This window comes from Mogibacterium neglectum, from assembly GCF_030644205.1.
Lineage (GTDB): Bacteria > Bacillota > Clostridia > Peptostreptococcales > Anaerovoracaceae > Mogibacterium > Mogibacterium neglectum.
Genome location: NZ_CP128647.1, coordinates 1604543 through 1629598 on the forward strand (window position 1 = coordinate 1604543; position 25056 = coordinate 1629598).

The window sequence follows — 25056 nt, forward strand, 5'->3', positions numbered from 1 at the left end:
TAATAGTGCTTGAGGATTATTAAATATGAATTAAATACACCTTAAATATATTCAATCTTACTTGTATTACGCCAAATCCCCATCTTCTCGGCTTCCTGAATCAGGTCTTCCCTAAAATCAGGATGCGCTACGCTGATGAGACTCTCGGCTCTTTGCCATGTCGACTTGCCCTTTAAATTGACTGCCCCATACTCGGTTACTACATAGTGTGTCGCCGTCCTTGGAGTAGTGATAATCGACCCTCTCGGTAGCGTAGGGTGGATGAGAGATACAACCTCACCGTTAGGCTTAGTCCTTGTCGAATGCGTGCACATGAAGCTCTTGCCATTCTTGGATAAGAAAGCTCCGAGCACAAAATCTAGCTGTCCGCCAGTTCCTGTAAGCTGCCTGAAGCCTGCGCTCTCTGAACAAACCTGCCCATACAAATCGACCCCAACACAGCTATTAATCGAAATGAAGTTGTCTATCTGTGAAATGGTGTGCACGCTATTGACGTAATCAACCGGTGCCGCGCAGCAGATAGGGTTGTCGTCGATAAAATCGTATAACGCCTTACTGCCGACTGCTGCCGTATATACGGTCAGTCCCTTATCAACCTTCTTTTTGTTGGTAAGCTTACCAGCGTAATAGAGATTCATAAATGAATCTACGATTACCTCACTGTGACCACCGAGGTCTCGGATGTCGGATTCTGCGAGCAGTCCACCTATAGAATTTGGCACGGCTCCAATTCCCAGCTGGAGCGTGCTTTCATTTCTAATGCGGTCCACTATCGACTCGGCAATCCTTCTGTCCTCAGGACTCGCTGGTGCTGCCCTGAACTCTGCGAGCTCTGGGCTTTCTCCCTCGATTATGTAGTTTACATCGGATATATTGATATGCGACTCGTATCCGAGTGCTATCGGCATCTTCTCGTTGACCTCAACTATGACAATCTTAGAATTCCTAATAATTCCGAGTAGATCAGCATTAGTAGGCCCAAAATTAAAGTTACCATACCTATCCATCGGCGCAACCTGAATGCAGCAGATGTCAAACCCGTTGCCTTCCTGCCCCCAATATAATGGCTCTTCGTTGAATAGAATCGGTACGTACCAGCAATTACCTGCATCGGCCATCATCCTGTCCATAGATGTGTAATGAGATGAATAGAATCTAACCGTGTTTACGTCCCTCGTTGCCTTGAAAGTCTCTAAAAAATCATTTCTCACAGCAACTTCAGTCTGAATCTCTAATCCGCGAAGGAGCGTATCGGTCTTGAGGCGTTCACCAAGAGCCCTGTCCATGTAAATGGAGCTCCCTGTTCCCACGCCAAAGTGCAGCCTATAGTTACTCTTAACAAGGCTGGCAGCAAAATCTGCATCGATCAATTTAGTCTTGTATTCACTCTGCACTTGACTGATATCGTACATAGTCGTCCCTCCGTTTTCCTAAATTGTCACTATTTACCACAAACTTTTTTGTGGCAAAATGACAAAGCTATTTTAGCCCATTTATGGCTTTTTTTCAAGCATTTAAGCCTCTTCAAGCCCCGTCAAATCTTAAAATTTACTTATCTTTCAGTGTTGAATTCTAGTAGTTATTGCTCATCAGTGGCATATAAATCACTACGCATCATACCGAATTCTCGAGTATTCGCGTACGAGAAAAGGACATGGTGTGTGGTCCCATGTCCTTCGTTTTTGATTAGTTAATTTGTCTCTTTAGAGCCCTTTTATATCTAGCTACTCGCCACCTTTCCAATGGATGAATACTGTGGCTATATGCCCGAACTAGTCGCGTTTCGACAGAAGGTCTCTGATCTCTGTCAGGAGTTCAACCTCTGGTGTTGGTGCTGATTCTTCCTCCGCTGGCTCCTCTGCCTGTTTTCTCTTAGCCTTGCTTAACGCCTTGATTATAATGAATACTGTAAGTGCGATGAGCAGGAAGTTGATGATCGCCTGAATGAACACACCGTAGTTAATCGCAGCACTTCCAACTGTAACCTTTAGTCCCGAAAAATCAATTCCTCCGATAATAACACCGACGATTGGCATGATGATATCATTAACAAGCGAAGTAACGATTGCTGTGAATGCAGAACCGATGATGATACCTACCGCCATGTCTAGCACGTTTCCACGAGCGATGAATGCCTTAAACTCTGCAATAAATCCCTTTGTCTCTTTCATTTTACCCTTTTTCTCCTTTCAATATTGAACTTATATAACACTTATTGAGACTATGTTGTACAAAAATGTTATGAATTAATATTTCACTACATAATGAATTACACTATAAATGGCTTCAGGTCAAGCATTTTAGGCAAATTAATTGAAAAAAATTTAATTGCACATATACCCTTGTAGCCTCATCGGTTTTCCCTTTATCTTCTTATCGCTTGTACTACACGCAATTCGGTGATATTATAATTAAGCTTGCATTTGACGCTGATGATTGTAGTTAATCAGAGATTTATCCGGGATTACGTTCACAGGAGGTGTCATTCGCAAGCGCCCAACCCATGTCTCGATAGCTCAGGGGACAGAGCACCGCTCTCCTAAAGCGGGTGTCGGAGGTTCGAATCCTCTTCGGGACACCACCTCAAAACACTGCAATTCTAACGAGTTGCGGTGTTTTTCTTTTTTGTTGATGCAGTGTCTATTGTCAATATTTACCGATATTTATCGTTATTGGTGTGTTACAAGGTGTGTTACATATTGTGTGCAATTTGTTTTAATAAAAAAAGAAGGAGGGCATTTCTGCCCTCACAACTTATGTATAAAGAGCAGGCGACACTCACCTGCTGAACCATATTATATATATTATGATAAATATGTCTACCTATATGACTGATATCTCACCATTTTCATTTGCCTCTACATCGACCTTACCATCAGTGATAAGAGTTCCGTCCTTGATGGCAAATATTGCATTATCTCCCTTAATGAGACCTTTCTCTATGCGACCTCCATCACTGTTGTAGAATTGCCATTTACTATCAACTTTCACCCATCCAATCTGCATCGTTCCACCAGAATTGAAGTAGTAATTTTTACCTGATATTGCATACATACCACTTGTGTAGGCACTTCCGTCGTTAGGTTCTAGATAATACCACTTACCATCTATTGACAGCCACCCTGTGTGCATCTTGCAGTTACTATCAAAGTAATACCATTTGTCTTTGATTTGCTGCCAGCCTGTAACAGCATAGCCTGAACTGTTGAAGTAATACCACACACCGTCTAACTGCGCCCAAGTTGATTTATAGTAGCTGCCTTCTTTAGTTCTGTACCACCATCCCTTGGAATCTTGTATCCATCCTACAGTTGGAGCAGTTGAGTAATCTGGCCTATAAATGTTCCTAATATTCTTTGGATATCTTATTCTTATAGCTACTCTTGAGCCACTTGTGTTTCCCTCAAGCGTTGTAAGTGTGCCATTCGCATTTCTACTTATCACGAACCCTATGTGATCTCTCGAACCGCTCCCGGAGTTATTTCCTTTTCCCGACCAGCAAAATATGACGATATCACCAGCTTGTGCCTCTGACAGATTTACCCATTTCAGATTTTTGCTACACCAAATCTGTGCGTTAGCGACATTGTTATTCTTCTCCCACTTAATTCCCAAATGGCTGAGTACATATGATACAAAGACTGCGCACCAAGCCCAACCTCTATATGAGGTTGAGCTGTAGTACCAGTCAGCAAATGTTGCAGAGTCTTGCCCGAGGAATTTTCTAGCATACTCTATAACTTTATTTCCGTTCACAATTACACCTCCTTATCTGTTGGTGCATCTGATGGATCATGTTCCTCTTGTGATATTGCTGTAAATCCTGGTGTATGTTCTCCGCCAATCTCGTCTCTAGGCTTTATGTAAGTCATGGCCATTTTAGAATCGCTTGTGCCTTTTGTTGTAGGATCAACGATAACTCCTATCTGTACTAGCCATGTAACGAGCATTTTGGCTGTTTCAATCATGAACTCTTGTGGAGGTAGCCCTTGTTTAGCTACTTCATACACTTTTACTGTCTGGTAAAACATTGCAATAAGTCCTAGTAAAAAAGTTAGTACCCATGCTTTGTTTTTAAATCTAACTTTCCAATTTATTCTCATTTATTTTGCCTCCTTTTAGCAATAAAAATACCGAGTGCAACTCGGCTAATTACCTTTTAACTTGTTTTCGAGGTCTTCAAGGCGGTGATTTACCACCTTAAGCCTCTCTTCAATAACAGGGATGCGACTAGCGAAATCGTTATGCCTTCTAACTTCCTCGGTCAATCTGTCAATCTTGAAGTCCGTTAAGCAGCTAGTCTTACGGATTCCGTATAGTGATCCTGCGCCTGCGCCTGTAGCCGTCACAACAGCCACTATAATGCTTGTCCAATCAATCATCTATTTTCCCTCCGCTACTAATTGCCAAGCTTCTTGATACCATATATTCTCACAGGAATCATCGCACTACTTGTTGTCGCTATAGATGTATTCCCTTGTGTTTTGTAAGTTCCGTTTCCAAATGTAATTCTGTGTGAGCTGCCGTCCCCAGAGCTGGTGACTTGTCTTGCATTTACCCAAAAATTTGTGCCACCACCGCCAATTGATGATGTGCAAAATTTTACCGATTCGCCTTTTTTTAAACTCATGCTAGAGCGTGTATATTCTCCAACATAATCACTCCATTCTATGATGTACTCATCATAGCTTCCATCAATCGCAAGTGATTGTGCTGCAAATTGCGAATTCGGGCTCGAATTGCTCCATAGCAGTTTTCTAGTTTCGACTGTTGCTAACATTTTCTTGATTTCAAGTAACGTATTTAAAACACTTATCATATTGCACCTCCTACGCTCTTATTGATGATCCAAAAAACGAAGCAAGCTCATTCTCTGCACTATTATTATCAATTCGGATATCATTCGTTGATGCCTTTAATCTTTGGATATCTTCTTTCAACTGAGCAATTCCATTCTGTAATTGCCCCGCTACGGTATTGTTGACGGCAGCCTTTAACAAAGCAATGTATTGTGTTGTTATCGCCTCTAAGTTCATCGGTGTAGGAAAAGCAGGGATAACCAATCCGCACAAATCCCTATCCTGCCTTACATCAACAATGTTAGCATTGGTTATCTCTGTAGCTCCTGGCATTACATATATATCCGCTAGGGCTATCTCGTAATAATTTGATTCTCTTACAAGGTCAGGAGGTGTTGGCGTTGTGGACGAGACTCCTTCCTTTTTATAAATTTCAATACTTCTTACGCTATCGGAATCATCCATCCTGGCAACAATTCTATCTATCCTCTTCAGCGAGGTGTGCGCAGTACTGATAGATATATTCCGCTTGTTTTGCTCATATCCTCTTGTTCCTTCGATATGACAGCCTCCAGGCATTACACTTACTGTCATTCCTCCGTTTGCTACAACTTGCAAGTTGCTACCATCTGCACTTGTCATAAACACACCATTACTCCAACACATTTTATTAAATGTGCGCTCCATCCTATGGTCGATCGCTCTATCCCCATATGGATCAGATGGTGTAGTTTTTGATATAAATGGATAACTTATCATATGCCCTCCTTCCTATATGCTGACTGGAATATACTTGGCTTTTCTAGGCGTGCCAAATGTGATTTTTAACTCCAGTCTGTTTTTGCTATACGTTTCATTTACTTCTACAATTCGAGCTTTGAAGGTCTGCTCAATCTCATCAAATGAGATGCTGCATAAATCACCGATATCATAATCATGTAGATAATAAATATTGTTCTGGATGATATCTGCCACTATTGTTTCTTGTCTATAATGATTAAGCATATCAACCTTAGCTTGCTGTCGCATTTGCTCTCTTATCTGTGCTTCGTTCGCAGGCTTAAGTTCGATTCCAGATACATTACCCTCAATTACTTTTTTTGGGTAATAATCTACATCTATCGGTCTGTTGTTCTCGTCAATGTAGAATTCTGTAATTCTACCTCTGCTATTGCCACCTTCATCTGTGATTATTGCTTCATTTGAGAATCCGGTTGTCTCCATAGTTTGAATGATTTGATAATATGGGAAAGCATCGCTATCATCATATTGATATTCAACTCTGGATACGTTTTCATATCCTTTACCAAAAATAATTTTATCGCTTAAATCTCTACCTACTTTTGGTCCAATAAGATAAGTGAAGTGTGGCTCATCTGGATTCATTAGCCACTTGTCTAGTTCAGATGCGAGTGGCCACTTCCTGATTTCAATTATCGGAGACATGTTGTGTAGCAATAAGTAATTGCGTAGAGCTTCCCCTATGTTGTCACCTTGCTTTATAGATAAGTCGACTTCATCTGGCCAAGGACTTCCATCTGCCGGGTGAATACCTCCAAGAAACGATGGTCTAGGTTGATGCGTTACCCCAATTACATTGTTGGCTAGAACGTGTGCATCTATTTCAAGGCTTACCCAGAATTCCCACTCTGTGTGATCTGCTGCTTTTGCAAATGCGTTACTATCTTCTCTTGCTTGTACAAGGTCTAGCAGTTTTTCTAGAAAATACCCTTTTACTGTAACAAATGTTCCCTCGATTTTTTCTTCAATAACAGTCTTTTTCACAATGCCGGTTTCTGGACGACCATCTATATTTACATATTTGATTTTGTCATTCCATTCACTTGCAGTGGTGTATATCGTAAAATCCCCAGCTTCATTCCACTTTCTATTCCATGTGATTTCGATAAACTCAATTGGCTCCAGTGGATTCATAGCTTTGTCATAAAAGTTGATCATATGCCATCATACCTTCCTGTATATGTGATTTTAGACTTGAACGCTGTTCCACTCGGTGATGTTATCGATATCAAATTTACACCTGGCACAAGCTTCAATTTCCTATAGTCCACAGGACTCTTTATCATCTCACCATTTAGTGTTGCGTATGCTTTGGAACCATCAATGCTTACGATATCTCCCTTTTTCAAAGTTACTTCCGCAACACATGTTGCATCTCCAACTTTTACAACTAAGTCTTTTACATAACCATCTGCTATGATTTTAATAACAGGATTTGTTTTTGCAGTTCCCTCGTATTCTATCAATACACTATCTGATCTATCTTCGGTTGAGTACAACATTTTCTTACCTGATGTATAAGCTCTTGTAACTGACCATCTTGCTGTTACACTAGATAAGTTCGATTGTTCTTCTCCAACGGCAAAAAGTTCGCCATAAGGCGATAGATAGGATACTTTTAGCGATGCATTTTTTCGATACCTTTCTGTTGGAAATGTCAGTCCTTTAATTGCACATCCTTTTGCTATTTTGACATCTCCCATGTATGTTATTTCAACATCATAGGTAAACGCTGGGTTGTGAAAGAAAAGTGCCGCTCTACGTAGCTCTCGATAATTTCCATCATCATAATTTCTAGGAACTGTGGCAACTTCTATCGTTCTAGATCCTTTACGTCGCCCAGTTATTAAATCACCATCACCTATTCCTTTAGCCTCGGTAAATACTTCAATTTGAGGAAACTCTGCTCCCTCAAGCGATGTCATCATCCAATCATCATTTTCATAATTAAATGTTAAGCCATCACTACGGATGGCTCTAACACAATATCCTTTATTCCTCATTTATATATAATCCCCCGCAAATGCATACTTAGCTGTATTCTTTATAGCTTCTGCCGTCTCTCCAGGAGTCTTTACAGGCTGGTAAATGTTGATGTTCTGCACAACATTTCCTGTTTGATTTGCAGCATTATTCTGTGTTGCTCCGCTCCAGCTAATCTGCGCATTACGTACAAGATTTGGATTAAATGAAGCTGTCATACTCTTTGCAGTATCATCCATAACACTACTTAATATTCCTGAATTTTTGGTTACTCCAACAGCTATACCTGCAGGAATCCATCTTCCAACCTCTGCAGCAAATACTCTTGATGGAGAATTAATCCCCAGCACCTTTTTAGCTGCTGAAAGCGCCTTCGAGGCAAGATTCTTCATCGAGGAAAATAATTTACCAGCTGCGCCAGCAATACCTCTTATTATTCCAGATATGATGTGTGTGCCAACGCTTCCCCAGCTTACGGCTCTAAATGCGCTAAGCATTCTTGACGCAGCACTCTTTGCACTACTCCACATACGACTTGCAAGACTTACAAGTCCCGATATTACAGCAACAACAATACGACCGCCAATACTAGTAATTACTCCCCAAGCGGATCTAAACCCTTGAATCAAGTGTACAATTGCTGTTGCACCTGCATTAAATAGCACTGTAGGTAAGTTGATAAATGCGTTAACTATTGTTACACATAAACTTTGTGCTGCACTAAACAGTGAGCCAATTCCACTTCTTAATGCTCCTGCTATGCCACTTATCATAGTTGAGCCTAGACTCATCCAATTGAATGCTGTAAATGCATTCCACATTGCCCTCAATATTTGAGGTATATTTGCTATCAATGTAGGGATTGCATTAATTAACCCCTTGACTAACGTAATGATAATTTTCCCACCAGTTATCATTATCTTCGGAGCATTATCATTTATAAGGCCCGCAATATTGGTTATTATCTGTGGGATTTTTTGTATCATCACAGGCATAGAATTTGCCCATCCCTGTGCTAGTTTCAAGAGCATTTCCATACCAGCGCTAACAAACTTTCCGGCATTTTTTCTTAAGCTTGCTGTGAATTGGGTAACCATAGTTAATCCCTTTGATATAAGTCCTGGCATGCTTGCCCCAAGGCTATTACCTATCTTACTGAACATCTGCGGAAATGTAGTGCCAATTACATTTACAAGTCCCTTCGCGATATTCCCTAATGCTGGCAATAGATTACTGAGGAATGTGCCGGTTGATGTAACAAGGTTCTCCATTGACTTGCTTACATCCCTTCCTAACGTTAAGTTGCCTAAGAAGTCTTTTGCAGAAGCTTTCATCATGTTGAACGAACCGGATATGGTGCTTGCCGCTTCTTTAGCTGTTGTTCCAGTTATTCCCATCTGCGTTTGAATAGCATGAATAGCTTGAGTTACATCTGAGAAACTGCTGATATCGTACTTCTTACCGGTGAGCTTTTCGGCATCATTTAAGAGCCTCTGCATCTCACCTTTAGTACCGCCATAACCTAATTTAAGATTATCAAGCATCTGGTACTGTCCACGCGCCAATGACTGATATGTCTGAGTAACCATACTGAGATCGGTTCCCATTTTATTCGCATTGTCAGACATATCTGTAATTGCCTGGTTTGATAGTTTGGCAGCTTTCTTGGTATTTCCTCCCAAGGAGCTAATCATAGCTGCAGAAAACGATGTAACATTTTCCATGTATTCATTTCCTGACATCCCAGCAGTTCTATATGCTTCTGCCGCATACTTCTTCACTCGGCCAGCAGACCCTTTAAATAGTGTTTCTACACCGCCTAGCGACTGTTCTAGTTTCGCTCCCTCGAATATCGCAGTTTTTAATACTTTTCCAATTCCAGCGGCAATTATCGCTGCTTTTATCTTGCTTCCTAATCCTTTTCCAAGCGATGTGCCAGCACTATCCATATCGCCGCCCATCGACTTTTTAAGCATTCCTCCAATTCCTTTTGCGGATGGGATAACCTGCACATATGCTTTTCCTAATTCTGTTGCCATTTACTTATCCCTCCTGAATCTTTCCCTTGCTGCCTCAAACTCCTCTGCAGAGTCAAATATAAGCGTTTCGTGAGTATTTATCTTTTCACTAGCAAATTCACTCACCATGTTGGCTGATATTCTTGTAGGACGATTTCTTCCCTTTTCTCCGTCCTCTGTGCGAGACCACAACAGCAGATTTACAATGTCAAATATCGATGCTAATAAAAAAGTATCGGGAGCTACCACTAGTCCCGATACTTTGGTTTTTATTCTGCTTGAATCTTTTAATCCGGCTGCTAACTTGGCTACAAGTCTTGCCGGGAGAGCACGATAATCATATATATGATAAGTCTCTACAAAGTCACATATTAACGCATCCTCATCAACATTAATGAAGCTAGCAAGGCAGATTAGTTTTTTAGCTCTTGTGATAACGTGAATATTTCACCTAGTTCTTTTTCGATTAGTCCGCTAGGAACCATGCCCTCATCCGTCCTAACATGATCATACAGTCTCTTTTTATCCTCTTTGCCCAACAGCAATCTGATAACAGTAGACATCTGCAATGGATCATCTTCGAGTTCTGCAAGTGCATCAATTAGTTCCATGTTATCCAAGCGTTCTACTTCGATGTTGAAAACAAAACCACTTTCAGTTTCACCGCTAACATATTTCTTTTCTGCCATGACTTACCTCCTTATGCCTTCTCGATATATTCGTAATGCGTATTTTCAGAGCCATCTGGCTTTGCAGTGATAGTTAGTTCATATCCTATTACTGCATCGTCCTTGTACTCAACTTCACCTACTTCAGAAATCGTTCCAGCAGGTACTACAATGCGCTTGATATAGCCTCCCTTAAGTACCGTTTCAATAACATAGATTGCATCTTCTGTTTCAGATGAGTTTGATTTAATCACTACCTTATCATCTAATGTTCCTGTTACATTCTTGCTACCAAATGCAGTTTTCAATACTTCTACATTAAGTGCCTCAATGAGCGTTACTTCAAACTTATCTGTCTTCTCCTTGAGCAGAGATGCTACGGTGTTTCCGCCCCAAGCCTTAACATCATCTGTATCTAGCTTGTTCTCGTTTTTAACACCATCATCACTAATATATCCAAGTGACTTAAACGCTGCATTAAGTGCTGTTTTTGCATCACTTGGAATCGGTGTTCCTACTGGCGCTCTCCAGATAGCTCCACCTACTTTTGGCTTTCCCGCAGTAACATATGCTGCATTTACATTTGTTGCCATTTGTATTCCTCCTAATTGTAATAAGTAATATCGTATACTGACTGAAATCTATATCTCTTAGTCGTTAAATCGGTGAAATTATAATCTGAATTGAGTTCAACTTTAGTTGCAACACTATCAGGTCCTGCCATCTTATACATGGCTTCCTTCACCTTTTCATTCAGCTCTGCAGCTTCATACCGTGTCTTCCCATAAGTTTGTACGGCAAATGTTGCCGTGTTTAGTCCTACAGATTCAGTGCCGCCCGTTTTTTCGACTAGAACAAACTTATCACCAGCATTTTTAGGTTCTTCAATATACACCTTAATGCCAGGTAACTTCTTTTTCAGCCATTCAAAAACTGTTAACTCAACCATCATTAACCTCTCATAGCTTTAAGAAGTGTATTGTTTTTCGAGTTATCTTTCCGTGCTTTAATGGTTTTTGCGTGCACAGATGCATTTACACGATTCTTTCCAACATGTGTTGTCATTTCATAACCATCACCGCATCTACTCTGAATTCTTTTAGCGTGTTTACTACACTCTGCCATAAGCTCATCAGACCTTAATAACTCTCTTACACCACTTCTGTTTAACTGAAACTTAGTCATAACATTCCACCTGCACTTGTTTATTCCACGATAGCGGAAGCATTTCTTCTATACCTTCGATAGGTTCTCCAACAACCTTGAATTTCTTTCCAAAAAATTCAACAAGGCAATCCGTCCAGATGTGTGTATCACCTTTTGGGATTGCTAGTTTATAGATAACCTTATCGCTCATAATTGATCTTTCTGTTGTGATATCATCAGATGTTACCGGTGCAACAAGTACATTCTCAACAGTGACAGCATGCTCTTCATATATAGCTGTATCAAATTTATCTTTACTTGTAACAAACTTTTCATATAGTGTTACGGTAATTCCTTTAATCTCCATATATGTCAATCACTCCTAATCTCTGCCTTTTTAGCCCTAGCCTGGATAGTTCTGCATCTTTGATGAATAGTCCTCCGCCAGGGACTAAGTACGTCCCGGATGTTGTGTATCCCATCGCCGATTGAGAGAATTGTGTCATCGGTTCATTAGTTGTAGATGATAGTAGCATTCTTGTAATTACGTCTACTGTCACCGACTTGGCAATGCTCCCTAGAATTGGTGATGCTTCAATCATCTTGTCCAAATCTTTTCCAGTTAAGCTTGCCTCATGCCTAAGCGTGTCACAAACAATAGGCAGGAGCGCTTCTGCACGCTCCTGCTCTTTCGGTAACAAATTTCGCCACATCTTGTTGATATCTTCAAGAGTTGCGTAGTTGCTCATTTCTAAGCCTTCTTTCCGCCCCTTTTGTTAGGCTCATCAGCTTCATCATCTTCAGTTTCAGCCTCTTCAGAATCCTCAGCATCAGCCTCTTCAGCAGCTTCTCTAGCTTCTGCTTCATCTGCATCTTCCCAGAATTCTCCGCTGATTGGTGCATCGACTTCAATAACTTCTCCGCTTATTGTGTTTCTATACCTCATGTTACTAGTCCTTCTTAATAATCTTAGCAAACGCGGATGGATCTAGGATTCCCCAGCCGATATAAGTCTCAGCTCTGAGGTACACCTGGTTGTATGCCTTGAGGTCCTTTCCTGTCTGGTCAGGATCACCGTAAGGGATAACTTCTAGTGGAATATCCTTAGCAAATCCCCACTTAAACCCATTTGCAAAATCTCCTACGTATCCAACAGCCTTGTTTGCAAACGAAACTGTGCTGTTTACATCGCACGCAGTGCCACCAAGAGCACCAGGGCTAGCACCAAATCTAAACTCTGGATACTGTGGCACTCCATTTACCTTAATCTTTGCAAGCTCACTTCCAAATGTCTTTGATAGAGCAAATCCTGTTACATCATACTCACCGATTGCTGCAGCTGCTGTTTCAAGCACAGCCTCTTCAGTTCCAGCTGTATAATCTACCTTTGTAACACCTGTTGCAGTATCAAAGCTCTTTTCCCCGATTAGCGAAGATGCCTGCTTATCTCTAGGGTTTACTCCGTGCATTGCCATGATGTCAAGACCACGTGCAATCTTCTTTGAATAACCGTCGTTAAACGCAGTTAGGATATCGAGCTGCTTTTCCTCTGATGCATACATGAATTCGTCAGACACTCTAGCTCCGTACTCGACTTTAAGCGGTACAATCTTAACAGGTTCAGCCTTAATTCCACCTGCGCCCTTCTTTCCGCCTTCTCCAACGAGATTTACTTCGCTATCCATTGAAAATGTGAAGATGTCACTTCCAGTAAATGCCACTGGAATCTGCCCCGATAGCTGAGCAAGTGTTGAGTGTCCCTTTACTTTGTTAAATAGGTCTGCTACCACCTCTGGTGCAAACATTGTTCCCATCTGTAGTGTTTCTGCCATTGTTTCTTATTCCTTTCTTAAATTACCTAGCATTGATTTTAGTGCGGCCTTTTTCATATCACCGCCTGAGGGCTCTGTGTCCTTCAATGGCGGTGTTTTTGGCTTGCTTAAAAATGATTTAAAAGTTTCTGCATCCTTCCTCAAAGCCTCTTCATCATCACCTGACAATTTACCTGCAAGCTCATATGGGATACCTGCCTCGTGCGCAACTCTAATCTTCATATCGTTTTTTTCATAAACGCTGATTCGATTGTGCAACTCTGCAAGTTCCTTTTCATGTCCGGACTGCTTTTCAGTAAATTCTTCAATCTGCTTTGTCTGGGTTGCGATAGTTTCCTCAAGAGTAGCGTTCTTTGATTTAATTTCATCATAATCACTATACTGCTGAGCAAACTTCTGTTCCGCTCGATTCAATCTCTCTTTGATTGCTGTATCGAACTCATCTTGTGTTGTGATTGGTGTAAAATCACTCATGTTCCACCTTACCTTTCTACCACTTACCGGGTGGTTCCCGTAAATATCTAAAAAGCAGCCTCTTCAGGCTGCATTAATAGCTAATTCTTTGTTTTTCATGTATTTTAGTTTCTGAACATAGCCAATATGCCAATATTGTGCTATCCATTAAAGCAATTTCAATATTATCTGCTAATGACTTATACCCAAACCCTCCATTGGTGCCGATCGCTCTTTTTTCACTGTTGCTGACCGTTTGTGCTAATGATGGTTGGCCAGCATGACATATTTCTTTACTGAATATACCTTGCTCAAATGCAGCATTCGCTACTATTATCTCTTTTACAGTTGGCAGCAATGGTGCTTTGAGCTTCATCTCCCTCATGTTCTCTTCCAGCAATTGCTGTCCATTAGCGCCGTCTACGACTATGTCATATACATTTGGATTCATCATGAATGGTATCATCCAGCTATTCCCTGCTCTTGTTGGTCTGCAGTCTATACATTCAACAAATATTCGTCCATCATCTGTGCGAGATGCAACAGACATTGCAACATTTGTTCCATCTTTGCTGTACTTAACTCCCAGGAACAAGCCTCCAACAAGTTTAGGCATTGCCTGTACTTGAAGCTCCGCCCACTCATTAGAGCTTATTGCCGACTTTTGATTGTATCTTAACCACAGCCCAAGTCTCTGTATATTGAAGTCGTCATCATCGTTTCCAACTTCATCGAGTATCTTTCGTTCTGTAAGGATTGTTCCTAAAGACGGATTTGTCTGATACCATGCTTCTTTATCTCTTACATCTGTTTTCTTGTCTACGGACCATTCCGCCCATCCAGTGTTTACCGTTTTACCACCTAAGGCATTTTGCCTTAGTTTTAAGAAAACTGTTCCAGAACTTACTGGTGTTGGTGGTGTTCCACAATATACTGTTTGCGGATTGTTACTATCCGATACAACATACTTTAATGCAGATTCCTGATCATCTGTATATTCTTGTGCCTCGTCTATTACAAGTAAATCAAATCCTTCTCCCAGACCACCTTTCGCTGTCCTGGTTCTAAATTCAATTTTTCCACCGTTTTCTAGTTCAATATGTTCCTTTCCAAACGCTCTGTAAGATGATTTAATCTGCAGCTTTACTTTTGTAACTAGTTTTAGTAATCTATCCCAAGCTGCATGTGTTGTTGATGTCCTATGGGCTGTGTGCATGATATGTTCGCCATTTTTTAACCCCCACAGTTCTCGTATAGCCACAACCTCATTCTTTCCGTTACGTCTTGGCACCGAATATCCAAATTTTGTATGAGTCCATAGCTTTTCTTCATTCTGTGCCAATATGTCATATATGAGTAGCTCTTGCCACTCTTGCGCTATCCTACCAGTTTTGTTGTATAACTTTATTGCTTCGGCCCCTTTTGTTTTATAATAGGGCAGGGTTACGAACTCGGTAGGGATTTGCCTTCCAATTCGTACCTCTGGCATAACTCCTCCTAATTTTATTGGGTGACTGAATTGACTTTAGATAAGTATAATGATATATTGCTATTATATTAAGAGATTCCTCTCCCTCTCACCCATTGTTGAGGGGGACAGGAGTCTCTTTTTTATACCCTTTCGAATATATTTATTACTTCATCGTTTTCAAGCACTATTACTCCTTTAATGAAATCTAAATGTGATGACCAAAATGCTTCCTCTAGCTTCGAATATATTTCCTTTTTATTCAATTCACACGATCTAATCTCCAGTGCAACATATTCTGCTTGGTCCTTAGCGCGACCAAGATTATTATAAATTGTGTTCTTTCCTCCTCCCGTAGGTTCTTTCTTATCAATTCTGCACTTACCATTCCTAAAATAATCCGCCACCCTTATTTCTTTAGGTCGATTTATTTTGGGCATCATCTGTATATCTCCACCGATGGCTTTGATTATTGCTTTCGCAGTTTCCAGCTCATCGTTACTATAGTCTAAATAATTTTGTGTTCCGTCCAATTCATATCTTTTGCCATTAATGAGATATGTCTTTTTATCTGGTAAAATGGTGCCCTCTACTTTGTATTTTTTATGAATGGCTAGGGTGTCAATATATAACTTGTCTTGACTTCTGGCAATGCGTTTTAGTCTTGAAATTTCAGACGCTTTTTCATTTCCTAACTCGTTGATTCGTTCAATTCTTGCTGCTTTTTCAGACTCAAATTCTTTTTTACTCCAAACATCCGTGTATCTGCCCTTCATATTTTTAAATAAAACTATGCACTTACAGTAATCGTGTCTTCTAAAAAAATCTGCTGGTTGTTCCCCGTATTCATATTCTCCTGCAAGGCTAGCGCACCAATCACAACACCTGCCGATTTCTCTGCGAATCACGATAGTTTTCAGTCCAACCTGAGCAGAGCTTTCAGCATTTTCTTTGACAAACTCGTCATAATAAGCTTGTGTAATATTTTTGATTGGCTCATTAAGGTATTTATTTATCGCCTGTTCAGCAATTTCTTTTCGAGTTTTAGTCATACTCCTCAATTCCTACGTTATATGCATTCACAAAATTATTTATAAGTGATTCTATTCTTTCTTCCGGGAATACCGGTTCTATTGGCTTGATATGTATTCCATTCGCCTTGCGTACAGCCATGACAACCTCTGCAGCTACTTTATTCACAATGTCATGAATCTTTATCATAAGCGGTTTTATTGCTTTTTCTGCAATATTCCAATACATTTTGTCATTTGGCATCATCTCAGGCTTGATATTCTCTATCAGCACTTTAGAAGCAATCTCCCCTAGCCTCTTGCATAGCATTGTTACATCTCTTTGAGTTGCTTTACCATTTTCAACTTTGAGCTTTATCGCCTTTATAACAACATCTATCGCCAATCTTTCATTAAACGCAGTTTCTATGCTTTTCTGAAGCTCTAAGCCTATATCATTCATAGAATCCCCTTACTTGTTACTTGCTATCCCTGTTATGTCTCTTAGCACTTCCGCATCCAGATAATCAGGTACCGCTTGATTAATCTTTATTGCTCCATCTCCAATGCTACTCAGCATTGCTGCATCTGGTTCAAGCACTGGCTCCCACTTAGGTGTTGTTTTATACACAGCTCTACGCTTATATGCGAAATCATCTCTTACACATGCAGCTAGATATCCAGCATTCAAGAAACCTGTTCCAAAGTTTCTCTGCGCCTTTTTCGCATATAGTCTCAATGTCTCGTGGGATGCCTTAATAGCTTCTTGCGATGACGGATTGTCAGTAACAAACCCGAGATCGTCCATAGTCAAACCTGTTTCACCAGCAAACAATGATGCAAACATTTTGAGCTGGTCATTATGCGGCTGCATTGACTGCTGTGTAAACTGCCCAAATTTTGGTTCGCTTTCGTTTCGTCCAGATGAACTTGTTATCGCAAACATTGCGGACATTGCAGCACTCCATTTATCCAGTATTTCTGTATCAGGACTGAGTCCAGTTACCCACTTCTGCGGAAAGCTGAAAAACTCTGCTGATATTTCCGAGCGTTTAACAGTTCTTGATGCAGATGCAAGTATAGACATACACGCACGGCTTATCCTCGACCTTCCAAACGGTCTGTCTGCATCAGAACGATAGATTATCGGAACGAGCAATGGATACGGTGCTGGATTATCATATACTTCTGCGCCTGCTTGCTTGTCATAAATGATTGTGCTTTCTGCCGTGAAATATGCTTCTATTTGAGGGATACCGCTATCATCCCTCTTCAGCACTGCATAACCTTCTGTGAGCATATTTGTAACTGGATCTAGTATGCCAGTTGCATCATCCCCATTAATTACTTGTAGCCTTGGGAATCCGTCTTCATCTGCCGATATATAAATAAAAGAGCATGATGCTATCAAAGCCCCTAAAATTGCGCTATCAAAAAGCACATCGCTGTTATTCGCCTGATAAATGCCATTTATGTCAAAGGTATCATCAGCAAATTCTCTGAATACAAGCCTATCAGCAATGCTATCTACTGCTTTCCCACACCAGCCTAATGTTGACATCATACTCCGTAGCTTTGGTGGAGTCGAAATTCCAAAATCTGGTACATTATGCTTCATGGCATAGTACATGTATCTTGTCTTAACTCTGCCTCTCTTGATTGATAATTTATTTCTTAAATATCCTATGCCTCTATATGCCATTTCATTCTCCTAAAAATTTTTCATTACACCCCCTCGTCCGGGGGTTAGCGTGTGTTTTTTTTCGTAGTGACGGCGTGAAGGTCGCGAGCAGGGGGAGGGAGGGTCCCATGCCCCCTGTGAAGTTTGACCAAAAAAATTTTTTATTGTTTAAAAAGTTCTCCAGTCCACGCTTTGAGGTAAAACTCTGTTACCTAATTCTGTCTGCTCTTGTGGTGCAGCTTGATCGCTTCTGACAATCTTATCTGACTTCTGTCTGTTGCAAGTCAAGTGAGCTAATTGCAAGTTGTCTATGTCACTTGGATGTCCACCTTTCACAATCGGAATGATGTGGTCTATACATGCTGACATCGGATCTGGATACTTAAGGGAGAAGTCCACCGTGTGTCCACAGATTGCACACACCGACTGTGTGGCATATACCCTCTTCTTGTTCTTCTCGAACAACCCCCTATGGGGGCCATTTTTATCAGGGCGGGGTATATTTTGCATGACCCCTACTCCCATGCTGCCCCGTGCGGGTTTCTCTTGCATATCGATTCCTCTAATCTCTTGCACTGACTGGCGTTGAGCTTCATTGACATGTGTGTCTTTTGCCAATGCAGATGCCAGTTTTGTTTGCTGTATTTCCTCAATAACTTTCTGAATCTCTAATTTTTTTAATAAATTGTATCCGGCTGTGCCTGCTGTTTTACGGCTACATCCATATGCCTTTTGATAGGCTTGTGTAGCATTAAAACAATTGCAGTAATATGCGCAAAATAATTTTTGCTTAGATGTAAGAAAATTATTTTGCATAAGATTTTCAGAATCTTCTTTTAGCATTTTCTTTAAGGTCTTCGTCGTGGCCTTTCGTTGTTCTTTTTTCTGCACAACTTTCTTTGATGCGCTAGCTCTCCATTCGCCACGTCTCTTCCATGACCTCAAAGTGTTCTCATTTATTTCTAGCTCTACAGCTATTTCTGATATTGAATAACCGTCGCTATATCTTCTCTTAGCTTCTTTCTTTTTTTCTTCGTTCGTCATCATAATCGCATAATAAATGCGGTAGCTTTCGCCACCGCTTGAACAATATTATCTAAGGAGTTATTCATGGTTTATCTCCACGTACACTATAGCATGGGTGCACCATGAATTTTACTGAACTGTTTTGTAATTTTGTTGGTTTGCTATATCTTGTAGTGCTCTCCCATGTAGGATGTATACCCATCGCTCAGTCATATACATTTCTTCCGCGATTGTTTCAAAGGTCTGCATTCTTATGTATCTTCTGCGCAATACCTCTGCATGATCTGCATTCGACAGCTTGTAGATAGCCTCTTCAATCTTAACTCTTTGTTTCCAGAGTTCGTCTCTTAATCTCTTTTGCTTTTCTCTCAAAGTTGCTAGTTTAACAGCTGTATCCTCTGTTATCTTGCTAATACTATCACCGCCCGGCATTCCATCATAACTTACCGCCTTAACTCCCAGCGTTTGTTCTATATCAAAAATCTGATTATCAAGCTGTGTTATTCGCTCGCCAATTCTCCGATACTCATTAATAAATTCTTTTGCTGTCATATTTCACCTACCAAAACCAACCACTCTTTACAGAGTGTCTACGCTAACTAAGTCCTCAAAGCTGACCTGTTCTATTTCGGCCATGCGGATATATCCTTCTCGCCTATTAACAATTCTTCCCTTGCGCCACGTCTTTATCCTTGGCACTGGATCGGTGGCTATCATTTGATACTCTTTATGCTCAAGTCCTGTGATTGGATTCTCAAACTTTCTAACCGAATCCTTGTCAAGCTGATATCCTTTAAAAGCTTTAGGTTCGTCAAATAGCTGTGCAATACTCACATACTCTCTTTTAACAATCGGCCTCTTCAGATTTCTGCTTGCTGTCCATCTTCTCTTTGTCGAGTTCTCAGGATCTCTAAATGTTTGTTGTGTCTCTTTAACTAAGTATTCTGCAAGCTCTGTGTAATTACGTGATCTATCTAGTGTGGATAACCATATGTGCCCTAGCTTCCACTGCTTATCGATAATCGAACCATCTATGTAATTCATCACGATGTGATGATGTATTCTTTTGTTTTTATATTCCGTAACAGCAACGTAATAGAATTCCTTACCTTGCTTTGCATATTCTCGTCTCATCCTGTCAATAAATAAAGACAGCTGATGTTTAGCCTCTTCAACACTCATTATCTCTGCGTATGTTAGAGTGGTGTGAAAATCTCCAGGGAAAAAGTTCATGTTTAATAATCTAGCTAATGTCTTAACTGATAGGCGATCATTATATTTCTGCACAGCTTCATTGGTCTTATTCTTTTTTTCTTTTCTGTAACCTTTAGATGCTCTTAACGTCATCCTGATAGCAACATCTATTACAGCTCCAGCTGCACATATCTCTCTGATTACTTTTGACATTTATCTTCCCATCCTATATGGCTCTATTATTAATACTCTAATGAACCTTTACTCCGGACTTGCACCGGACTGTTTTCTTCTATATATATGTAGTTTTTATTTCCTAAGGTTATGCAGATGGTCTCTCGACCATCTGCAGATTTATATGATCTGTAGCTTTGTAGTTAAGTTACCTACTATTTTGTGCTCTTTATCCTTATTAAGTTAGTTGCTACAGTTTCATATCCATTTTTCCTATTGGACCTCTTTTCTTTTCTTGTAATAGCCAGTATCCGTGTTCAGTAATTTCACACGCATATTTGTTAAAACTGGTTTCTCCAATTTGCAAAATTTCATCCGCTATAGTTTCTATCTGACGTTCATCCAATATCATTATGAATGTCCTGCTTGCTATTTCAGACTTATGAAGTATTTCTAATTTGCCCATCTCTTTGTTATTCTCCTCTACTGCTAAAACGGTATATCCTCTTCAGTTGCCTCAAATGCATCCGGCAGCTCTCCCTGATAGCTAGGTGTGCCATCATTATATGCTTCATCTGGCTGCCTTGGAGTTCCTTGCTGGCTGCTGCCCAGGAACTCAACATTGTTTGCTATTACATCTGTTGTATATACTGTCTGTCCTTCTTTGTTCTTGTAGCTGCCCGTTTGGATTCTTCCGTTGACTGCAACTTGCTTGCCCTTATGGAGGTATCTATCGCAGTTTTCTGCTTGCTTGCCGAACACCGTTATTCTGATGAAGTCAGCTTGCTTTTCCCTTCCTTGTGTTACTGGTCTATCAACTGCAATGCTGAAATGCGTTACTGCAGTTTGATTACCTGGTGTGTACACTAGCTCTGGATCTCTAGTCAGTCTTCCGATTAGTATTACTTGATTCATTCTTTCTCCTTATATATAAAGGCGGTGATTTATCACAGCTATATGATTTGTACGTTTTATGATCGAAAGGAGATATTTTAAAACCACCGCCTCTATAAACTATTTATTGTTGTTCTCGTTTTCTATCCTTGCTAACTGTCTATGCAATTTATAATTCATGATTGGCAGTGTATCGATATTAAGCCCTTGCTTGAACTGCATTATCATGACTTCTACATCTGCCATTTCCTCACGAATGGCTCTTGTATCCTCTCTGGCTATCGCTGTAATTAGTTCTGCCAGTTCTTCCACAAGCTTCTTTGTTTGCGCCTCTTCTCCGTAATGTTCCCAAACTTTACGGCCCATCTCTGCATTTGCATTTTCTAGGAATTCTTTTGTCGTCATCTTCATAATTAGTTCATCATCCTTTCCGCAGCAGCTGTTGCTTTCTCAAACGTGTCATAGTTTGTTTTCAGAGCAGTTCCATCCTTATGTATCTTTATAGACATTGATTCCTTTATATCGCCTGCATCTGATATTCTTTCTATTTTCTTTACCCACTTAATTTTCTTCATCTTCTGGTACCGCCTCTTCTATAAGTTGATTCATAAGTTTTGTTCCTGCTTGGAATCCTATTGCTAATGCATCTACTTCTGTTCCCTCCGGGAGTCTATTCTTCTCAGCCAGGAATTCGCTTGCTAGGAAGTCCATTATTATCTTGTCTTCCATCTTGACCTCTTTATTTGCCTAATGTTTCGAGTTCGTTTGTAAGAATCTTCTTCAGAGCTCCTTTGAACTTTTCAGCAGAATCTTTGTCCATCTGGTCAAGCTGATTCACACATTCGTTGAACGTACTCTGGAGATTATTCACATTAATTCTGAATGCTGCGAGAACTTCTCCGCTTGCTACTGCTGCATTAAGCTTTTCAACCTCAGCTTTAGCCTTTGATAGTTCCTCTTCAGTCTTTAGATTTTCAGCTTTTGCCTGGATCTTAGCGGTAGCTACAGCCTTTTCAATTTCTCTATCTAGCTCAACTCTTGCCTCTTCAAGAGCTTTCTTAACCTCTTCATCCTTATTAATCTTGCTCTGCTTTACCTTTTCTTTTTCCTTCTTCAGCTTTTCTTTTAGATCCTCGATTTCTTTATCCCTTTTCTCGAGTTCTTCAGTACTGATTCCTGGTTCAGATTTTTCTTCTTCCAGTTCTTTGATTATGTTCTTTAGTTCAACTATCTCTGTATTTTGTGATTTGAGGTCAGCAATTTCCTCCTTCAGTTCTCTGACTGTCATTTCGGAAATGTCATTATTTTCTACTACCTCTACAGCCACCTCTTCAGGTGCCGCTAAAAGTGCGAACACCTTGGAAATACTCAAATCCGCAAACGTTTGCGTTTTTGAAAAGAGGCTATTTTCTTCTTCGCATCTTTTGGCCAGAGACATCATCATCTCTGCTTTTCGCTTGGAAAAATCCAGGTGTGATTCACACCATGATTCAAACTCACCATGATTTAATCTATCCTTAATGACTAATAGCCTCTGTCCGGCATTGGCAGCAATCATCATTGCAATGTTGCCTATCATCTCCATCTGGTGATATAGTCCATTGACTTCTATCTGTAGCTCTTCTGTTGTTTTATCAACCAATTCTTTCTGCACTTCGTACTCAACATTTGTAATCTCGTTCATTATGCTGCTCCTTTCATTGTGGCTTTATCAGCTCTCTTTAATTTCTTCATCATCCTTACTAGCCACTTTTCCACCCATTCTTTTACTCCCTCTTCAGGAAGTCTATTGCCTTTACCGTAGCACTGCTTTAGTTTCATCGTTTTTAAATCAACTTCGACAGTCACAAACGATTCTTCTTCAGCTCCTACTTTTCTTAATACAAATATCGATGTTCCTCCATCTGTTGCTCTTTCATAATAAGAGGCTACGCAGTTATGATTACTGCGGCCTTCTTTATTGAACTCTGTTCTGTTCCTAAGAGGTCTTATCAAATACTCGCTATCTCTCCAGCTCATTTTTTCCAATCTTGGCAGAAACTCTTTTTCAAACTTTGATTGTCGTTTTTTATCCGCTTCCTTTCTTATCTTGTCCTTCATAGCTAGATATTCTTCTGATATGCGATCATGTGCTTCTGTAAGGTCCTTTGGATATCTATAGTAATCATTTAATGGATATCCAAGTTCTTCTAACTGTCTTATGTAGTCATCGTATTCTCTCTGGATAGACATACGGCGGATAGTGTCACTAGCTTTTCTCTTTTCTCTCTGTTTGTTGAAATACGTTGCCAGCCTTACAAGATTTTCTGTTTTCCCCTTTTGATAAATTGCACTTATATGAAATTCTTTCATTACTAATTCGATGTGGCTCTTTTTTACTTTTCCGTGATTGACCAGCATCTTATAGGTTGATATGCTAGGCAAGTTGAACATGTCCCAATTCTTAAGTTTCTCTATATCTTGATGTGTTAAACCTAAAAATTCAGGAATTGATTTTGCCCTCCAGTTCGGTCTGATGTACACTGGACACCTTGTAATTTTGCATCTGACTATATCTTCTAATCCTGCTTTCTTAATGAATTCAATTTGTGGATACTTTGCGCAAAGTGCAGCTTCTTTTATCATGTAGTCTGCGCATCTAACATATATATCCATGTACTTAAGGAATGTATTTTGCAACTGCTCTATAGTTACAAGGTTATGTACACAACCTTTATCTATCAGGTAAATTGAACCATCTTGACATCTCGACCATCCGCCTCGATATGCTCCTTGATATGCATACATGAATTGTTCTTCTCTAGATATACACACAATCCGCTCTATATATATCTGTGTGACATCCCTCATATCGGCAACTTCTTCTCCGTTATATATCCAGGAAGCATATGCAACTACGAAGTAGATTGTTTCATTCCTATAGAACATCCATAAGTATGTTTTGCCACTGCCCAACGGATGGCATGTGTGTGGCATGAATATTCTATTTTGTCCTCTGTACGGTAACCAGTCTCCCTTTCTTATCGTCTCTATGTAATCAAATGTTTCTCCGAATCTAGGACAATGGGCCACCCTCTTAAACCTGTTGTATATGATTGGCTTATCCAGGCTTTCTGTAACTATGTTTTCAAAATCATCTGGATACTCGATATCAACAGGAATATTCTCTATATTGCGATATATGTATTCCATGACTTCCTCCTTAAATGAGATCCAGGATATCTACTACCTCCGCATTCTGTGCCTTTGTTTCGTCAATCTCGAAATACTTCAACACCATTCCTCTCACTTCTTCATCTGAGATTGCAGCCATGTTATTAACAGCTTTTTCTTTCGCTTTGTTCCTTATATCGTTTATTAAATCCTTGATGGACTTCTTGCCATCAAGGATCTTGTTTGCTACTTCTTCTGTGGTGCAGTGCTCGTTTATCGTTTCTTCAATAAACGTCGCTAACGCACCTTTTATTTTCAGCGATTCTTCTGTTATCTTCGCTCTTGCTTCATTGATTCTTTCCATGATTTACTCCTTTGTTAGGACAACTTCTCCACTATGAATACTCTCGTACTCTTTATCTCTTTCAGCCATCCTCTCTCTAATCTGCTTAATAATATTGTTCATTAATTCTCTTGATGATTCGTTTTTCGTTCGCTTTAGGCGGTCTTCGAATTTTGATATTCTGCGCTCGTCATCATTGTTAGCATAGGTTAGTTCGTACATACGAGCTTTACCGATAGGATCAAATCTGCAATGCCAGTCGTCGTTATACTCGCACTTCTCGCAGCACTGATCACATACTGTGCCACGTATTCTACGACACCACCTGAACGCTCGGTTGTCTCCGAGTGTGGGGTGTTCAAATCCACATACATCACACTCTGATTTAACGCGAAACATTATTTTCTCTTATC

36 protein-coding genes and 1 tRNA gene are annotated in these 25056 nt (G+C 40.2%); 1 reads left to right on the forward strand and 36 read right to left on the reverse strand.

Features of this window, described 5'->3' with window-relative positions:
• Nucleotides 1–41 precede the first annotated feature (41 nt).
• A complete protein-coding gene (locus QU661_RS07530; RefSeq protein WP_304989601.1) occupies nucleotides 42–1412 on the reverse strand; it encodes an acetyl-CoA hydrolase/transferase family protein in 1371 nt (456 codons plus the stop codon).
• Between the two features lie 360 nt (nucleotides 1413–1772).
• A complete protein-coding gene (gene mscL, locus QU661_RS07535; protein ID WP_304989602.1) occupies nucleotides 1773–2171 on the reverse strand; it encodes a large-conductance mechanosensitive channel protein MscL in 399 nt (132 codons plus the stop codon).
• Nucleotides 2172–2505: 334 nt separating this feature from the next.
• On the opposite strand from mscL, the gene QU661_RS07540 reads away from it, so the two are divergent.
• Nucleotides 2506–2581 (forward strand) — tRNA-Arg (locus tag QU661_RS07540).
• 242 nt (nucleotides 2582–2823) lie between these two features.
• Here QU661_RS07540 and QU661_RS07545 read toward each other — a convergent pair.
• The 34 genes from QU661_RS07545 to QU661_RS07705 all read right to left on the reverse strand — a co-directional run bounded on the left by QU661_RS07545 (nucleotide 2824) and on the right by QU661_RS07705 (nucleotide 25042).
• Entirely contained in the window at nucleotides 2824–3756 is a 933-nt protein-coding gene (locus tag QU661_RS07545) for a CHAP domain-containing protein (protein WP_304989603.1), read from the reverse strand.
• A gap of 2 nt (nucleotides 3757–3758) precedes the next feature.
• Nucleotides 3759–4103, reverse strand: a complete 345-nt coding sequence (locus tag QU661_RS07550; protein WP_304989604.1) for a phage holin — start codon at nucleotides 4101–4103, stop codon at nucleotides 3759–3761.
• A gap of 45 nt (nucleotides 4104–4148) precedes the next feature.
• Nucleotides 4149–4382: a hypothetical protein gene (locus tag QU661_RS07555; RefSeq protein ID WP_304989605.1), complete on the reverse strand. Its 234-nt coding sequence runs from the start codon at nucleotides 4380–4382 to the stop codon at nucleotides 4149–4151.
• Nucleotides 4383–4399: 17 nt separating this feature from the next.
• Nucleotides 4400–4819 (reverse strand): hypothetical protein, encoded by a 420-nt coding sequence (locus QU661_RS07560; RefSeq protein WP_304989606.1) that lies wholly within the window; start codon nucleotides 4817–4819, stop codon nucleotides 4400–4402.
• A 10-nt stretch (nucleotides 4820–4829) separates the two neighbouring features.
• The gene (locus tag QU661_RS07565; protein ID WP_304989607.1) at nucleotides 4830–5558 is read right to left on the reverse strand and encodes a hypothetical protein; all 729 of its coding nucleotides are present in this window, start codon (nucleotides 5556–5558) and stop codon (nucleotides 4830–4832) included.
• 12 nt (nucleotides 5559–5570) lie between these two features.
• Nucleotides 5571–6758: a Gp37-like protein gene (locus QU661_RS07570; protein ID WP_304989608.1), complete on the reverse strand. Its 1188-nt coding sequence runs from the start codon at nucleotides 6756–6758 to the stop codon at nucleotides 5571–5573.
• Nucleotides 6755–7603, reverse strand: coding sequence for a phage distal tail protein (locus QU661_RS07575; protein ID WP_304989609.1), 849 nt, complete (start codon nucleotides 7601–7603; stop codon nucleotides 6755–6757). The genes QU661_RS07570 and QU661_RS07575 overlap by 4 nt, the downstream gene beginning before the upstream one ends.
• A complete protein-coding gene (locus tag QU661_RS07580; RefSeq protein WP_304989610.1) occupies nucleotides 7604–9622 on the reverse strand; it encodes a phage tail protein in 2019 nt (672 codons plus the stop codon). It abuts the gene before it with no gap.
• Nucleotides 9623–9850: a DUF5361 domain-containing protein gene (locus QU661_RS08405; RefSeq protein WP_416388971.1), complete on the reverse strand. Its 228-nt coding sequence runs from the start codon at nucleotides 9848–9850 to the stop codon at nucleotides 9623–9625.
• Nucleotides 9851–10014: 164 nt separating this feature from the next.
• The gene (locus tag QU661_RS07585; RefSeq protein WP_304989611.1) at nucleotides 10015–10290 is read right to left on the reverse strand and encodes a hypothetical protein; all 276 of its coding nucleotides are present in this window, start codon (nucleotides 10288–10290) and stop codon (nucleotides 10015–10017) included.
• An 11-nt stretch (nucleotides 10291–10301) separates the two neighbouring features.
• On the reverse strand, nucleotides 10302–10862 hold the full coding sequence (locus tag QU661_RS07590; RefSeq protein ID WP_106057599.1) for a phage tail tube protein: 561 nt from the start codon (nucleotides 10860–10862) through the stop codon (nucleotides 10302–10304).
• Between the two features lie 11 nt (nucleotides 10863–10873).
• Nucleotides 10874–11221, reverse strand: coding sequence for a hypothetical protein (locus QU661_RS07595; protein WP_304989612.1), 348 nt, complete (start codon nucleotides 11219–11221; stop codon nucleotides 10874–10876).
• Nucleotides 11221–11454, reverse strand: a complete 234-nt coding sequence (locus QU661_RS07600; protein WP_304989613.1) for a hypothetical protein — start codon at nucleotides 11452–11454, stop codon at nucleotides 11221–11223. The genes QU661_RS07595 and QU661_RS07600 overlap by 1 nt, the downstream gene beginning before the upstream one ends.
• On the reverse strand, nucleotides 11447–11782 hold the full coding sequence (locus QU661_RS07605; protein WP_304989614.1) for a hypothetical protein: 336 nt from the start codon (nucleotides 11780–11782) through the stop codon (nucleotides 11447–11449). Before QU661_RS07605 ends, QU661_RS07600 begins: the two co-directional genes overlap by 8 nt.
• A complete protein-coding gene (locus QU661_RS07610; protein ID WP_304989615.1) occupies nucleotides 11772–12164 on the reverse strand; it encodes a phage Gp19/Gp15/Gp42 family protein in 393 nt (130 codons plus the stop codon). The genes QU661_RS07605 and QU661_RS07610 overlap by 11 nt, the downstream gene beginning before the upstream one ends.
• Before the next feature lie 2 nt (nucleotides 12165–12166).
• The gene (locus QU661_RS07615; protein WP_304989616.1) at nucleotides 12167–12361 is read right to left on the reverse strand and encodes a hypothetical protein; all 195 of its coding nucleotides are present in this window, start codon (nucleotides 12359–12361) and stop codon (nucleotides 12167–12169) included.
• Nucleotides 12362–12365: 4 nt separating this feature from the next.
• The gene (locus QU661_RS07620; protein ID WP_304989617.1) at nucleotides 12366–13247 is read right to left on the reverse strand and encodes a phage major capsid protein; all 882 of its coding nucleotides are present in this window, start codon (nucleotides 13245–13247) and stop codon (nucleotides 12366–12368) included.
• Nucleotides 13248–13253: 6 nt separating this feature from the next.
• Nucleotides 13254–13721 carry a capsid assembly scaffolding protein Gp46 family protein gene (locus tag QU661_RS07625; protein ID WP_304989618.1) on the reverse strand — a complete coding sequence of 156 codons (468 nt, stop codon included), beginning with the start codon at nucleotides 13719–13721 and terminating at the stop codon, nucleotides 13254–13256.
• A 73-nt stretch (nucleotides 13722–13794) separates the two neighbouring features.
• Nucleotides 13795–15189: a terminase TerL endonuclease subunit gene (locus tag QU661_RS07630; protein ID WP_304989619.1), complete on the reverse strand. Its 1395-nt coding sequence runs from the start codon at nucleotides 15187–15189 to the stop codon at nucleotides 13795–13797.
• Between the two features lie 122 nt (nucleotides 15190–15311).
• Nucleotides 15312–16220 (reverse strand): CdiA C-terminal domain-containing protein, encoded by a 909-nt coding sequence (locus tag QU661_RS07635; RefSeq protein ID WP_304989620.1) that lies wholly within the window; start codon nucleotides 16218–16220, stop codon nucleotides 15312–15314.
• A complete protein-coding gene (locus QU661_RS07640; protein WP_304989621.1) occupies nucleotides 16213–16641 on the reverse strand; it encodes a hypothetical protein in 429 nt (142 codons plus the stop codon). The genes QU661_RS07635 and QU661_RS07640 overlap by 8 nt, the downstream gene beginning before the upstream one ends.
• A gap of 9 nt (nucleotides 16642–16650) precedes the next feature.
• On the reverse strand, nucleotides 16651–17880 hold the full coding sequence (locus QU661_RS07645) for a phage portal protein (RefSeq protein ID WP_304989622.1): 1230 nt from the start codon (nucleotides 17878–17880) through the stop codon (nucleotides 16651–16653).
• Nucleotides 17881–18027: 147 nt separating this feature from the next.
• Nucleotides 18028–18903 (reverse strand): terminase small subunit, encoded by an 876-nt coding sequence (locus QU661_RS07650; protein ID WP_304989623.1) that lies wholly within the window; start codon nucleotides 18901–18903, stop codon nucleotides 18028–18030.
• 111 nt (nucleotides 18904–19014) lie between these two features.
• Nucleotides 19015–19437, reverse strand: a complete 423-nt coding sequence (locus QU661_RS07655; protein WP_304989624.1) for a DUF1492 domain-containing protein — start codon at nucleotides 19435–19437, stop codon at nucleotides 19015–19017.
• Nucleotides 19438–19464: 27 nt separating this feature from the next.
• Nucleotides 19465–20292, reverse strand: a complete 828-nt coding sequence (locus tag QU661_RS07660; RefSeq protein ID WP_304989625.1) for a rolling circle replication-associated protein — start codon at nucleotides 20290–20292, stop codon at nucleotides 19465–19467.
• Nucleotides 20293–20503: 211 nt separating this feature from the next.
• The gene (locus QU661_RS07665) at nucleotides 20504–20719 is read right to left on the reverse strand and encodes a hypothetical protein (protein WP_304989626.1); all 216 of its coding nucleotides are present in this window, start codon (nucleotides 20717–20719) and stop codon (nucleotides 20504–20506) included.
• 23 nt (nucleotides 20720–20742) lie between these two features.
• Nucleotides 20743–21168, reverse strand: a complete 426-nt coding sequence (locus QU661_RS07670; RefSeq protein ID WP_304989627.1) for a single-stranded DNA-binding protein — start codon at nucleotides 21166–21168, stop codon at nucleotides 20743–20745.
• Between the two features lie 99 nt (nucleotides 21169–21267).
• Nucleotides 21268–21558 carry a MazG nucleotide pyrophosphohydrolase domain-containing protein gene (locus QU661_RS07675; RefSeq protein ID WP_304989628.1) on the reverse strand — a complete coding sequence of 97 codons (291 nt, stop codon included), beginning with the start codon at nucleotides 21556–21558 and terminating at the stop codon, nucleotides 21268–21270.
• Nucleotides 21559–21560: 2 nt separating this feature from the next.
• Nucleotides 21561–21722: a hypothetical protein gene (locus tag QU661_RS07680; RefSeq protein WP_304989629.1), complete on the reverse strand. Its 162-nt coding sequence runs from the start codon at nucleotides 21720–21722 to the stop codon at nucleotides 21561–21563.
• The gene (locus tag QU661_RS07685; protein ID WP_304989630.1) at nucleotides 21709–21876 is read right to left on the reverse strand and encodes a hypothetical protein; all 168 of its coding nucleotides are present in this window, start codon (nucleotides 21874–21876) and stop codon (nucleotides 21709–21711) included. The genes QU661_RS07680 and QU661_RS07685 overlap by 14 nt, the downstream gene beginning before the upstream one ends.
• 10 nt (nucleotides 21877–21886) lie before the next feature.
• The gene (locus tag QU661_RS07690) at nucleotides 21887–22831 is read right to left on the reverse strand and encodes a DUF3102 domain-containing protein (protein WP_304989631.1); all 945 of its coding nucleotides are present in this window, start codon (nucleotides 22829–22831) and stop codon (nucleotides 21887–21889) included.
• Nucleotides 22831–24339 carry a PcfJ domain-containing protein gene (locus tag QU661_RS07695; protein WP_304989632.1) on the reverse strand — a complete coding sequence of 503 codons (1509 nt, stop codon included), beginning with the start codon at nucleotides 24337–24339 and terminating at the stop codon, nucleotides 22831–22833. The genes QU661_RS07690 and QU661_RS07695 overlap by 1 nt, the downstream gene beginning before the upstream one ends.
• A 10-nt stretch (nucleotides 24340–24349) precedes the next feature.
• Nucleotides 24350–24664, reverse strand: a complete 315-nt coding sequence (locus QU661_RS07700) for a Cas9 inhibitor AcrIIA9 family protein (protein WP_304989633.1) — start codon at nucleotides 24662–24664, stop codon at nucleotides 24350–24352.
• Nucleotides 24665–24667: 3 nt separating this feature from the next.
• Entirely contained in the window at nucleotides 24668–25042 is a 375-nt protein-coding gene (locus QU661_RS07705) for a hypothetical protein (RefSeq protein WP_304989634.1), read from the reverse strand.
• Nucleotides 25043–25056 lie beyond the last annotated feature (14 nt).